This is a genomic window from Mameliella sp. AT18, from assembly GCF_028807275.1.
Taxonomy (GTDB): domain Bacteria; phylum Pseudomonadota; class Alphaproteobacteria; order Rhodobacterales; family Rhodobacteraceae; genus Antarctobacter; species Antarctobacter albus.
In genome coordinates, this window is the sequence record NZ_JARAMO010000226.1 from 17,505 (window position 1) to 30,143 (window position 12,639).

Sequence of the window (12,639 nt, forward strand, 5' to 3'; positions counted from 1 at the left end):
GGGTTCAGCCCGCCACGCCGTCAAGACCGGTACTTGAACACGCCCGTGCCCTTGGCAATCAGCTCGCCGGTTTCATCCGCGATCTGCGCCTCGGCGAAGAAGGAAGACCGCCCGCCGCCGGTCTTCCAGCCCTCGCCCTTCAGCAATTGCCCTTTGGGTCGCGAGAGGTACTGCACGTTCAGGCTCAGCGTCAGGCACAGCTGCTTGCGCTCGGGATCGCCGGTCCAGCAGCCAGCGTAACCCATGACCGTGTCCAGCAGAGAGGCATGGACACCGCCATGCGGATTGCCGTGGCGGTTCATCAGGAAATCTTCCAGCGGCAGCTCGAAGGCGGCATAGCCCTCGTGCCAGTCGGTCATCTTCATCCCGATGTGCCGGGAATAGGCATAGGGTGCCTCGCGGAAAGCCTCATCCATATCCGTGCCGGGCCTCCAGCCCCATAGCTGCAAATGTCGGCACATAAGCGCCCAGTTTCAAACCCTTTTCCGGGTTCGCGGCAGTGCCGTCAAGGGCACGTTTCCTGACCCCCTGCAGGATCGCTGCCATGCGGAAGAAGGCAAAGGCGACACAAAAGCCCAGGTTGCCGATCCCGTCGATCCCGCGTCGCGCGCAATAGCTGGTGACGAATGCCTGGTCCGAGGGCAGGCCCAGTGCCGCCCGGTCCACCCCGGCCAGTCCGCGCGTCTCCGGCCCCGGCGGCAACTGCCATTGCATCAGGACCCCGGCGAGGTCCGCATGGGGATGGCCCAGCGTGGACAGCTCCCAGTCCAGCACAGCCCTGCAAGCTGCCCCCTCTGGCGCGAACAACAGGTTGTCCAGGCGGAAATCGCCATGCACGAGCGTCCGCTGCCCGTCATCGGCAGGCACGGCCCGTTCCAGCCAGGTGATCAGGGCCTCCATGTCAGGCTGCCGTTCGGTTTCCGAGGCGCGGTACTGCCCCGTCCACCGCACCTGCTGTCGTTCATAGTAGTTTCCCGGCGCACCGTAATCAGACAGGCCAAGGCGGACCGGGTCGAGGGAGTGGAGCGCAGCCAGAACGCGGTTCATCTCGTCCATGATCGCGGCCCGTCCGGTCAGCGCCTCCCCCGGCAGGTCGGGTTCGACAAGGGTGCGGCCGGCGACATGCTCCATGATGTAGAACGCACTGCCCTGCACCGCGTCGTCCTGGCAGAATGCCAACATCCTCGGCACAGGCACGCCCGTCCCGGCCAGCGCAGACTGGACGCGAAACTCCCGGTCCACCGCATGCGCGGATTTCAACAGCTTCCCCGGAGGCTTGCGCCGTAGGACATAGCGACCCGAGGGACTGTCCAGCCGGAAGGTGGGGTTGGATTGGCCCTGTTCGAATTGCTCGGCCTGCAACGGCCCGTAAAACCCCGGCACATGGTCCTGCATCCATTCCGCCACGCGCGCCAGGTCCACCGCCTGCATCCCGCCCCCCGTTTCTTCTCTCTTCAAATACTCACCTGCAACAGAACCCGTCAGTGGCTCTCGCTGGCATATTTTCGCAGCTCCGCCCGCGCCACCTGTCGCCGGTGGACGGCATCGGGCCCGTCGGCAAAGCGCAACGTGCGGATATGCGTCCACATCGCGGCAAGATCATGGTCCTGGCTGATCCCGCCCGCGCCGTGCATCTGCATCGCCTCGTCCACCACCCGAGTCGCCATCAGCGGCGCCACCACCTTGATCTTGGAAATCCAGGGCTGCGCCGCGCGCACACCGGCCGTGTCCATCATCCAGGCCGCCTTGAGACACAACAGGCGCGCCATCTCGATCTCCATCCGGGCATTGGCGATGATGTCGTGATTGGCGCCCAGATCGGCGATGCGCTTGCCGAAAGCCTCGCGCGACAGGCCCCGGCGGCACATCAATTCCAATGCATTCTCCGCCTGGCCGATGGCCCGCATGCAATGGTGTATGCGCCCCGGACCCAGCCGTCCCTGCGCCACCTCAAAGCCGCGCCCCTCGCCCAGAACGACATTCCGGGCGGGCAGGCGCACATCGGTGAATCTCAGGTGCATGTGCCCATGCGGCGCATCATCCTGGCCAAAGACGGTCATCGGCCGCAACACCTCGATCCCGGGGGTCCCCGGATCCATGACGAACATCGTGTGCCGGGCATGTCGTGCCGCACCGGGGTCGGTACAGGCCATCAGGATATACAGCCCACAGCGCGGATCGCCGGCGCCGCTGATCCACCATTTCTCTCCGTTCAGCACGTAGTCATCGCCATCCCGCCGCGCCTCGAAGGCCAGTTGCGCCGCATCCGAAGAGGCGACATCCGGTTCCGTCATGACATAGGCAGACCGGATTTCTCCCTCCAGCAGGGGCGCCAGCCAGCGCGCCTTCATCCAGTCTTCGCCGTAGCGCTCCAGCACCTCCATGTTGCCGGTGTCCGGCGCGCTGCAGTTGAAGACCTCCGCCGCCAGACCGACCTTGCCCATTTCCTCGGCCAGGTAGGCATATTCCACCGTGGTCAGCCCATAGCCCCTGTCGGAGTCCGTCAGCCAGAAATTCCACAACCCCCGCGCCCTGGCCTCGGCCTTCAGCCCGTCCAGGATGTCCAGTTGCCGCGGCACCAAGGCAAAGCGGTTGCCCGAGGGATGCGTGCCGACAAGCGCATGAAACTCGGCATCCAGCGGCGCGATCTCCTCGTCGATCATCTCTCGCACCTGCGTCACCAGTAGGCGCACACGCTCCGTCATCCCCAGGTCCATGTCCCCTCCTCTCGACAGCCCCTCGCCGCCCGCGCATGGAGCGGCGCGCACGGGGTGGGCGGATGGGCGTCGCGCCGTTCCATGCGTGGTCGTCGTTACCCGTCCAAGTACAACCGCGTGATCCAGTTGGCGGCCAGCGCCGGTCGCTCGGCGCCCTCGATCTCGACCTCCACGTCCCAATGCACGTCAAGACAGCCGTCGCGTTCGTCGACACTGGCCACGGTAAAACGCCCCCGGATCCGACGCCCCACCCGGACCGGCGAGACGAAGCGGATGCGGTCGAAGCCGTAGTTGATGCTGGACCTAACGCCCTCGAGCCCCTCCATGATCTCGTAGGACATCTTGGACAGCATCGACAGCGTCAGGAACCCATGCGCGACGCAGCCGCCAAAGGGCGTTTCGGCCGCCGACCGTTCCTCGTCCAGGTGGATGAACTGCCAGTCCTCCGTGGCATCGGCGAACAGCTTGACCCGTGCCGCGTCCAGCGTCACCCAACCGCTTTCGCGCGGCGCCATGTCCCTCAGGTCATCAGCCAGCATCGGGCAGCACGTAGTCCGCAAACCGCTTGCGCAGGGTCAGTTTTGACACTTTGCCCGTCGCTGTCAGCGGCAGGTCTTCGACGCATTCCATCGCGTCCGGCAACTGCCATTTCGCAAGATGCTCCAGCATCATGTCGTGGATCTCCTCCAGGTCCGGCGGATCATCGGCCTGGCGCGGGACCACCACCAGCAAGGGACGTTCCTCCCACTTGGGATGCGACACCGCGATAACCGCGCAACTGGCGACCTTCGGATGCCCCATCGCGATGTTCTCCAGGTCCAAGGAGCTGATCCACTCACCCCCCGACTTGATCAGGTCCTTGGACCGATCCTGTATTGCCAGGAAACCGCGTTCGTCGATCACCGCCACGTCACCCGTACCGAACCAGCCGTCGGCATCAAAAGCGTCTTCCGTCGCGGCCTCATCCCCGAAATAGCCGGAAATGATCGTGTTCCCCCGCACGTGCAGCTCTCCGGAGGATGTACCGTCATGAGGCAAAGGCTTGCCGTCCTCGCCGTCGATCCGCAATTCGACCCCAAAGACCCTCCGTCCCTGTTTTGCCTTCAACGCCATGCGCTCATCGAAGGGCAACTCCTGCATCGGTTTGGACAATTGTCCATGCGTGCCCACCGGGCTCATTTCTGTCATGCCCCAGGCGTGGCAGACATCCACCCCGCGTTTCTCGAAGAACTCGATCATCGCCCGCGGCGCCGCAGACCCGCCGATCACCAGCTGGTCCAGCGCCGAGGGCACCGCGTCGCGCTGTTCCACCTCGGCCCGAAGCCCCAGCCAGACGGTCGGCACGCCCCAGGAGGCCGTCACCTTTTCCTCTTCCATCAGGTCGAAGACAGAGGCACCGTCCAGCTTGCCCCCCGGCATGATCAGCGAGGCCCCCACCAGTGGCGCCGCATAGGGCAGGCCCCAGGAATTGACGTGGAACATGGGAACCACCGGCAGGATACGCGCGCCCTCATGCAGCGACCGCGGCACCGTCACCGCCAGGTAAAGCGCATGCAGCACGGTCGAGCGATGCGAATACAGCGCCCCCTTTGGGTTCCCCGTGGTGCCCGAGGTGTAACAAAGCCCCGCCGCGCTGTCCTCGGGCATCACTGGCCAGTCATAGGCGCTGGGCTGCCCTTCCAGCAGGTCCTCGTAGCACAGCCAGTCCAGCTTGCTGTCCGGCATATGCGCCCGGTCGGTCATCGCCACCAGAGTCAGCCGCTCGGGCAAATGGTCCGCCAGGGCCTCGACGATCGGCACAAAGGTCAGATCCACGCAAATCACCCGGTCCGAGGCGTGCCCGATGATGTACAACATCTGCTCGGCAGAAAGACGCGGGTTGATCGTGTGACAGACCGCGCCCATTCCGCTGATCGCATAGTACAGCTCGAAGTGGCGATAGCCGTTCCAGGCCAGTGTCGCCACGCGGTCGCCGTCGCTCACCCCCAGGGCGGCCAGCCCATGCGCCAACTGCCCGGCGCGGGCAAAGGCCTCGGCATAGGTTTCGCGGTGAATGTCCCCCTCGGTCCGGACCGAGACGATCTCTCCTCCCGGGTGCGCCTGTGCCGCGTAGTCGAGAATCTCGATGATCCTCAACGGCATATGCATCATCATGCCTTGCATCTGGCCCTCCCTTGCCGTCTGCCTGCGTCCGGTTAGACTGCGCGCGAGCATTGCCACCGTGCAACCGTTTTTCCAGAAAGTGACGCAAGGAGTGCCCATGTCCAGCCAGATGCGCCGCATCGCCCTCGCCCGCCGCCCGTCCGGCCTGCCCGTGCCCGAAGATTTTGCGCTGAAAGAGGCGCCGATGCCGGCCCCGGGCGCTGGCGAGGTGCTTGTCGAGGTCACACACCTGTCGCTTGACCCTTACATGCGGGGGCGGATGGACGATGCGGGCAGCTATGCCGCCTCGGTCGACATAAACGGCACGATGGTCGGACAGGGCGTTGGCCGCGTCATTGCCTCGCGCGACGAGGCCTTCGCCGAAGGCGATCTGGTGACGGGCATGACCGGCTGGGCCAGCCACGCGGCCCTTCCCGCGCAGGGGCTGCGCAAGCTCGACGACCGCCTGCCGCCCACCACGGCGCTTGGCGTTCTCGGCATGCCGGGCTTCACCGCCTGGACGGGCCTGCGGGACTTCGGTCGTCCAAAGGCAGGCGAAACCCTGGCCGTCGCCGCCGCGACCGGGCCGGTCGGCTCACTGGTCGGCCAGTTGGCCAAGGCCGCAGGCCTGCGGACCGTCGCCATCGCGGGCGGGGCCGAGAAATGCCGGCTGGCGTCGGAACGCTTCGGCTTCGACGCCGCCATCGACCACCGCGCCTGCGTCGGCGCCAGCGCCCTGCGCGAGGCGATTGCCGCCGAGGCCCCGGATGGCATCGACATCTACTGGGAGAATACCGGCGGCAAAGTGCTGGAGGCGGTCATGCCGCTGATGAACACGCATGGCCGTATCCCGATCTGCGGCACAATCGCCTGGTACGGCGGGGCCGACGGCACAGAGGACCGGTTGCCAAAGGTCTGGCGATCGATCCTGGTCAAGCGCCTCTCGGTCAACGGGTTCATCATCTTCGACCATTGGGACGGCTATCCGGCGTTCCTGGAGGAAATGACACCCAGGGTCGCCGCCGGCGACATCAGCTTTCTCGAGGACGTGGCGCAGGGGTTGGAAAACGCGCCGGCGGCCTTCATCTCGATGCTGACGGGCGGCAATACCGGCAAGCAGATCGTGCAACTGGCCTGATCTGCATCCCGGCGTCCGGCCCCTGCACAGGGGTGCGGCATGGTGAAAACAGGCGGAGCCTGTTCAAACGGGTCGGCGGGCGGGCGCCTTTGCGGCACAGCCGCAAACAGTCCCGGCCCGGCGACACCTTCGGGCTTTCGACCTGTCAGAGTGCCGGATCTTCCGCCGTCAGTTCCAGCGGGGCCGCCGGCGCGCTCAGGTCATCGACCCGCAACGCCCCAGACGGGCGTGACAGCCTATTGCGCACAACCCAGTAAAGCCGCGATTGCGCGCGGGTGATCGCCACATAGGCCAGTCGCTTCCACAGCGGTTGCCCGGCTTCGTTCCGACCGGTCCGCGCCGCCGCGTAGAGATCCGGCGCAAAGACCTGCACCTCCTCCCACTGCGAGCCCTGGGCCTTGTGGATCGTCACCGCCGCACCATGCAGAAAGGTGGCCCCCATCCGCGCCGCGAAGGGAATGAAGGGCTCCTCCTCCTCGGGCTTCTCGATCTTGACGATCGAAGCAGCCGAGACCTGCGGCTCGATCGCGCCCACGACGTGCAACCGCGAGAACCCCGGCTTTTTGCCCGGGCCGAGATAGATCACCTGGGCACCCTTGATCAGCCCCCGCGCCTCCAGGTCCAGCCGCTTGCGCCGATGTTTCAGCGGCAGCTCGATCCCGTCGCAAATCAGCGGCTCTCCGGGCAGAAGGCTGTCCTCAGGTGCGTCATGCACCCGGCGAAACGCATTGATCAGCCGAATCCGAGTGGCATTGCGCCAGACCAGCACCGGCGAACGCGCCATCAGGTCCACCTCGACCCGGTTGGCGAAGACCACGCGATCATCCTTGCGGGCGGCCTCTTCGATCATGCGCTCGAAGTCTTCGAACCCCAGTGCCGGATCCGCCAGGGCATGGGCGAGGTCCAGGATCGGGTTGTCCGCCTCCTGCCGGTGGATGCGGTGCAGCTCGCGTTTCTGGCTGTCCTTCAACCCGTCGAAGACCATCTTGCCCGACTGGTTCACGGGTGCCAGCTGTGCGGGATCGCCAAAGAGGACGAGGTTGGGAAAGATCTCGCAGAGGTCATCGAACTGTCGTTCGTCCAGCATCGAGGATTCGTCGACAAAACCGATGTCCAGCGGTTCTTCCCGTCGCTTCCAGCCGGTGATGAAATCGCTGCCGCGCAGGCCCGCCGCCGCCAGCGCCGCCGGGATCGACTTGTGCTGTTCGTAGACGGCAAGCGCCCGATCCAGGGCGATATCGGCCAGCCCCTCGATCTCGGGCCGTTCGTCCTCGTTGCCCATCAGCCATTCGGCGACGCGTTCATATTCGGGGTCATAGACCGGGGTATAGATGATGCGGTGAATGGTGGTCGCGGGCACGCCGCGCATCCGCAACACGCTGGCCGCCTTGTTGGTGGGCGCCAGCACTGCCAGCGACCGCTTTTCGCGGGCACGGCGGCTTTCGTAGTCGCCCGAAACGGTCTCGACCCCGACCGCTTCCAGTGCCTTGACCAATTCGGCCAAAAGCAATGTCTTGCCGCTGCCCGCCTTTCCCATCAGTGCCATGACGCGCGACCGGCCTTCCTGCGCGGGCAGGCACAGCCCCTCTTCAAGATCAACGCCCGCGCCGCGCAAAAGCTCGGTCACGCTGTCATAGGCGGCGGCCTGATCATCGGAAAATACAAGAGCGGGAACTGTCATGCGGCGCACCCTATCCCGCGCCAAGCGCGGCCACCAGAACCCTTTGCTACATCTTCCCGGTGAAAACTTAAGAGGCCGCTCTTGCCAGCCGCACTCACCGTCCGGACAAGAAAAAGCGCGCGCGGGCGTCTGCCCACGCGCGCCTGTCGGCTGCCCTGTCCGGTCGCTCTCAGGCGGCCGCAAGTTCCTTGGGCTGGACGATCTGACCAAAGGACAGCGCGAACCAGCGCTTGGACATTTCCGGCGTGATGCCCGCGCTCTTCGACACCTGGGCCTGGCCCTCGGGCGTGAACTCCCACAGGCCGACACTGATCTGTTCGCGGCCCTGGCCCTGGCTGCCCAGAACCTCGGGAGAGGACCCGATGCGGCGATAGATCCGCACCATGCGGGCATCGAAAACGCCGACGTAATGTTCCACACCGAATTCCTGCATGACCTCGCCGCCAGCCAGCATCAGAGCCGCCGCGACACCCGGTGTCGCACCTCGGGACAGGCAAAAACGCGTGCACTCCCAGATTAGAGGCGACTGGATCCGCACGCCGTCGGTCAGGTGGACGAAGTGATCGTTCACCATCGTGCGGCCCGTGGTAGGCAACAGGCGCATAGAGCCGCCATGCGTGCCGTCGGCGTTTTCCCAAATGACGTAAAGCGGGTTCTCGTCATCGTATTCGTCACGCTCGTAACCGGTCTCTTCGTCGACGCTGACTTCCCAGCCCAGGCGCGTCTTGAACTGGTCCGCGCGGTCGCGGAACATGGTTTCGGCCAGCTTCGGGAACTTGTGCAGGTCGGTGCCGTAGATGTAGCGGATCATTTCGTTTTCCCCTCGGAATGTGTATTCGATGGGGAAAGATTGCCGCTGGAATAGTTAACGGGATTCAACCTGAGCGCGCGCTGCTAGAACGCACGCTTTACCAAAGCGCGTCCTCAGACCACGATCACCCCCCGGCTGAGCGCCCGGGCGACCGCGTGAGTGGTGTTCAGCGCACCCAGTTTATGGCGGGCGCTTTCGACGTAGACCCGAAGGGTATGCTCGGAAATCGAAAGGGTATCAGCGGCTTGCGCCCGGCTATAGCCCACGGCGAGGAGGGTCATGGCTTCGATCTCGCGCGGGGACAAGGGCTGAGCTGGGTCAGGTGTGCGTCCCGGTTCGAATTCCAGTGCCTTCTGGTTGAAGTAATGCGCCACCAGGATCAGGTCGCGCCGGTTGCTTATCGTGAAGTCCTCCCATTCTTCGTCGCTGCAATTGTGCGAGAGAGAGAACAGGGCGAACTGGCCGTTCGGTCCGCGCAGCGGAATCGAATAGCCCTGGTTGCCGATTCCATAGGCGATGGCATCCTGCATGAGGGCTCGCGCCGCCTTGCTGGACCAGTCCAGCCGCTTCCAGTCGACCGGGTGGAATCTTTGGTAACACCCTGCCACCACCGGATCGACACGCAGATAGCCCTTCTCGAGGTAGCGGTTGACCCATTCCAGGTCATATGTCCCGCACCCGTATTGTTCGCCATTGCTGTTGACCCAATGATAGACAATGTGATCGACCCCATACCTGTCGCGCAGTTCCTCTATGAGGATCTGCAGATCCTCGAGTCCTTCAGCGGATTCGAGCCGCTCGATCAACCCGTCCAGTCGCGGTGCGTTTCCCGACAAAAAGCCCAATGCCATTACCCTCGGCCTGGGACGTGATCTCCGCCTGTGCCACGAATGCGGCATCATCCAGTTGCGCGGCCAGCGACGGCATGCCGTTGGCGCGTGCGAATGTTTTCAGGTCGGTGAGAACGTCCAAAATCCAGTCATGTCCCATGATCAGCCTCGTGCATAGATGGTTAACGCTTCATTAAGACAACTCTAGCATGCGCCGGGAGAGCGCAAAATTCACGGAATCTAACTCCCCAGAAATAGCGAGGGGGCGCCTCGCCAAGTGACTGAAAGCTTTGAGGTGACCGCGGGAACGTAAAACGCCCGCGATGCCGGGGGGCGATTCGCGGGCGTCGGAAGGTCTGTCAGACCGATGAGATTCTTACTTGCGCGCGTCCAGGCAGTCCTCGAGCGTGCGCAGCCCGGTCTTGGGCGCCTGCACCAGGACCGACATGTTGCCGGGCTTGTGCTCGTTGTTCATCATCTTGGTGTGCGCGGCCGGGATCTCGTTCCAGGGGAAAACCTCGGACATGCAGGGATCAAGACGGCGCTCGATCATCAGGCGGTTGGCCGAGGCGGCCTGCTTGAGGTTGGCGAAGTGCGAGCCCTGCAGGCGCTTCTGATGCATCCACATGTAGCGCACGTCAAAGGTACAGTTGTAGCCCGACGTACCGGCACAGATCACCACGATGCCGCCCTTCTTGACCACCAGGGTGGAGACCGGGAAGGTCGCCTCGCCGGGGTGTTCAAAGACCATGTCGACGCTCACACCCTTGCCGGTGATGTCCCAGATCGCCTTGCCGAACTTGCGCGCCTCTTTCAGCCACGCATTGTATTCCGGCGTATTGACCGTGGGCAGCTGACCCCAGCAGTTGAAGTCCTTGCGGTTGATGACGCCCTTGGCGCCCTGGTCCATCACGAACTGGCGCTTGCTCTCGTCCGAGATCACGCCGATCGCATTGGCACCGGCGGTGTTCGCCAGCTGGATCGCGTAGGAGCCGAGACCGCCCGATGCGCCCCAGACCAGGACGTTCTGGCCGGGCTTGAGCTCATGCGGGTGGTGGCCGAAGAGCATCCGGTAGGCAGTGGCCAGCGTCAGCGTGTAGCAGGCGCTTTCTTCCCAGGTCAGGTGCTTGGGGCGCGGCATCAGCTGCTGGGCCTGCACCTTGGTGAACTGAGCGAAAGACCCGTCGCCGGTCTCGTAGCCCCAGATCCGCTGACTGGGCGAGAACATCGGGTCGCCGCCGTTGCATTCCTCGTCGTCGCCGTCGTCCTGGTTGCAGTGGATGACAACCTCGTCGCCCACTTTCCAGTTCTTCACCTTGTCACCGACTTTCCAGACGATGCCCGAGGCGTCGGAGCCCGCAACGTGGAAGTCCTGGCCATGCACGTCGAAGGGAGAGATCGGAACGCCCTTGCCGGCCCAGACGCCGTTGTAGTTGACGCCGGCGGCCATGACGAGAACCAGCACCTCGTGGCTGTCGATGTCCCAGACGTCGACCACTTCCTGCTGAAAGCTCTGCTCCGGATCGCCATGACGGTCACGGCGGATCGCCCAAGCGTACATCTTCTTGGGGACGTAGCCCATCGGGGGCATTTCGCCGACTTCGTAGAGGTCTTTTTCCGGTGCATCGTACTGGGCGATGCCTGTTTGCGTGTCCAGAGCCATGACGGCCTCCTGTTAAGCCAGTGTTGATGTTCGGACCGGTTCTGCGGCGCAGAATCGCGGGGCTGACCCTTGGGATATTCGTCGCTGCGCAACATTGCAACATCATTTGTCCAGATTTTGTAATTTTATGACCCAGCAACTGCAGAAATCCCAATGCGCCTGCAGCATGACACGCCTGCAGAACCCGCAGGCCAGAACCTGCGAGCAGCCAAAAGAGGATGGCATGAGATCGGATTAGAACAGGTGTTCGATGGAACGCGCGTAATAGTTGGCCAGCGCGGCCTGGTCGGGGACGATGGCAAGACGGCCATCCTGCTCGTGCACGATGCCGCGTTCGATCAGGGCTCGCAGGCCCACTTCGACGGCATACTCCCTGCTGTTGCGCGGCAGGTGGACATGCGCATCCGGCAGCGCATCGAGCGCGGCGGAAAAGGCCGCTGCCAGATCCGCACGGCTTTGCGGACCCCGCATCAGCAGGTAGGCGACCAGTGGCACCGGCAGCACAGGGACGATGCGGGCGATCCGGGACATCAGGTCGCGCGCGAGGTCCGTCGCGTCCCCCGCCAGCGGAACATTGGCCCTCAGCGACAGCGGCGCACCAAAGCTGACCGCCGCATAGCCAAAGCGGTGGAAGCGCCCCGTCATACGCAGCCAGAACTGGTGGAACACCCCCCGGATCACGCGACTGACAGAGGCATCGAAACGCCGCGTCCCGCTTTGACCGGCTTTCGTCAGGACCTTGTCCTCGAGCACCCGGTCATAGTTCAGACCCACGGGAACAAAAACCACGTCCCGCGCGGCAAGGTCGAGATCGTCGAGGATATAGGACAGCAAGCCGACCTTCGGCTCGGCCAGAGCACCGTCGAGACTTAGCCCGCCTTCAGGGAAAATCGCCTGGGTAACACCGCCGCTTGTGGCCATCTGCACATAGCGCCGCAAGACCTTGCGATAGAGCGCGTCCCTCGACTTGCGCCGGATGAAATAGGCCCCCATCGCGCGGATCAGTTGCGACAATGGCCAAACCTGCGCCCACTCTCCCACCGCGTAGGACAGGGCCGACCGGTTGGCCGCAAGGTGGGTGACCAGGACATAGTCCATGTTCGAGCGGTGATTCATGACGAAAATCACCGTCGCCTCGGGGTCGATCGTGCTCAGGGCGTCGGCCTCGTGGTGGCCCAGACGCACGCGGTACAGCGTGTTCGACAGCCAGCGCGCCCCGCGCAGGCCCAGCCCGAAATAGGTGAAGGCCGAAAAGGACGGAACGATTTCACGGGCATAGCGGCGGGCCTTTTCAAAGGCCACGTCTTCGCGCACCCCGTTCTTGGCGGCGTACTCGACAATCGCCTGCGTCACCTCCGGGTGATAGAGCAGGCGCTGGATCAGGTCATAGCGACGCAAAAGGCGGAAGGGTTCGATGGGCCGTTCCAGCCGTTCGTTCAGCCGCGCCACGGCCTTTTCCAGCCGTCTGCGCAGGAACCAGCGCACGGAGGGGAACAGGAAATGGGTCGCGAAACTCACCGCGGCAAAGGCGAAGATCAGGGCAAACAGCCAGAGCGGAAGGGTGACGGGTACAGTCATTCCGAGGGACTTTTGCAGGCCATGAGGCCCGCGACAAGCCCGACCGGAGCTTTGTACGTTTTGTACAAAACGTACGCCG

Annotated in this window: 12 protein-coding genes; 1 reads left to right on the top strand and 11 read right to left on the bottom strand. The window is 64.1% G+C overall.

The features are described 5' to 3' along the window. Nucleotides 1-20: 20 nt before the first annotated feature. The 5 genes from PVW46_RS19855 to PVW46_RS19875 form a co-directional block, all read right to left on the bottom strand. Complete coding sequence (locus tag PVW46_RS19855) at nucleotides 21-416, bottom strand: PaaI family thioesterase (RefSeq protein ID WP_043136389.1); 396 nt, start codon at nucleotides 414-416, stop codon at nucleotides 21-23. Further along, the gene (locus PVW46_RS19860; protein WP_274577280.1) at nucleotides 409-1,431 is read right to left on the bottom strand and encodes a phosphotransferase family protein; all 1,023 of its coding nucleotides are present in this window, start codon (nucleotides 1,429-1,431) and stop codon (nucleotides 409-411) included. Before PVW46_RS19860 ends, PVW46_RS19855 begins: the two co-directional genes overlap by 8 nt. A 50-nt stretch (nucleotides 1,432-1,481) precedes the next feature. Next, a complete protein-coding gene (locus PVW46_RS19865; RefSeq protein WP_274577276.1) occupies nucleotides 1,482-2,717 on the bottom strand; it encodes an acyl-CoA dehydrogenase family protein in 1,236 nt (411 codons plus the stop codon). Between the two features lie 95 nt (nucleotides 2,718-2,812). Next, nucleotides 2,813-3,256, bottom strand: a complete 444-nt coding sequence (locus tag PVW46_RS19870) for a MaoC family dehydratase (RefSeq protein WP_069209175.1) — start codon at nucleotides 3,254-3,256, stop codon at nucleotides 2,813-2,815. Further along, nucleotides 3,246-4,880, bottom strand: coding sequence for a long-chain-fatty-acid--CoA ligase (locus PVW46_RS19875; protein ID WP_069209176.1), 1,635 nt, complete (start codon nucleotides 4,878-4,880; stop codon nucleotides 3,246-3,248). The genes PVW46_RS19870 and PVW46_RS19875 overlap by 11 nt, the downstream gene beginning before the upstream one ends. A gap of 97 nt (nucleotides 4,881-4,977) precedes the next feature. Between PVW46_RS19875 and PVW46_RS19880 the strand changes: the two genes are divergently transcribed. Next, nucleotides 4,978-5,997, top strand: a complete 1,020-nt coding sequence (locus PVW46_RS19880) for an NADP-dependent oxidoreductase (RefSeq protein WP_069209177.1) — start codon at nucleotides 4,978-4,980, stop codon at nucleotides 5,995-5,997. Nucleotides 5,998-6,142: 145 nt separating this feature from the next. Here PVW46_RS19880 and PVW46_RS19885 read toward each other — a convergent pair whose 3' ends face one another. The 6 genes from PVW46_RS19885 to PVW46_RS19910 form a co-directional block, all read right to left on the bottom strand. Then, nucleotides 6,143-7,678 carry an ATP-dependent DNA helicase gene (locus PVW46_RS19885; protein ID WP_069209352.1) on the bottom strand — a complete coding sequence of 512 codons (1,536 nt, stop codon included), beginning with the start codon at nucleotides 7,676-7,678 and terminating at the stop codon, nucleotides 6,143-6,145. 169 nt (nucleotides 7,679-7,847) lie between these two features. Continuing rightward, the gene (locus PVW46_RS19890) at nucleotides 7,848-8,489 is read right to left on the bottom strand and encodes an acyl-homoserine-lactone synthase (protein ID WP_043136380.1); all 642 of its coding nucleotides are present in this window, start codon (nucleotides 8,487-8,489) and stop codon (nucleotides 7,848-7,850) included. 113 nt (nucleotides 8,490-8,602) lie between these two features. After that, the gene (locus PVW46_RS19895; protein ID WP_052244211.1) at nucleotides 8,603-9,340 is read right to left on the bottom strand and encodes a helix-turn-helix transcriptional regulator; all 738 of its coding nucleotides are present in this window, start codon (nucleotides 9,338-9,340) and stop codon (nucleotides 8,603-8,605) included. Further along, nucleotides 9,270-9,479: a hypothetical protein gene (locus PVW46_RS19900; protein WP_083242253.1), complete on the bottom strand. Its 210-nt coding sequence runs from the start codon at nucleotides 9,477-9,479 to the stop codon at nucleotides 9,270-9,272. The genes PVW46_RS19895 and PVW46_RS19900 overlap by 71 nt, the downstream gene beginning before the upstream one ends. A 216-nt stretch (nucleotides 9,480-9,695) precedes the next feature. Next, nucleotides 9,696-10,982: a crotonyl-CoA carboxylase/reductase gene (ccrA, locus tag PVW46_RS19905; RefSeq protein WP_043136379.1), complete on the bottom strand. Its 1,287-nt coding sequence runs from the start codon at nucleotides 10,980-10,982 to the stop codon at nucleotides 9,696-9,698. A gap of 234 nt (nucleotides 10,983-11,216) precedes the next feature. Continuing rightward, nucleotides 11,217-12,560 (bottom strand): 1-acyl-sn-glycerol-3-phosphate acyltransferase, encoded by a 1,344-nt coding sequence (locus tag PVW46_RS19910; RefSeq protein WP_069209178.1) that lies wholly within the window; start codon nucleotides 12,558-12,560, stop codon nucleotides 11,217-11,219. Nucleotides 12,561-12,639: the final 79 nt, after the last annotated feature.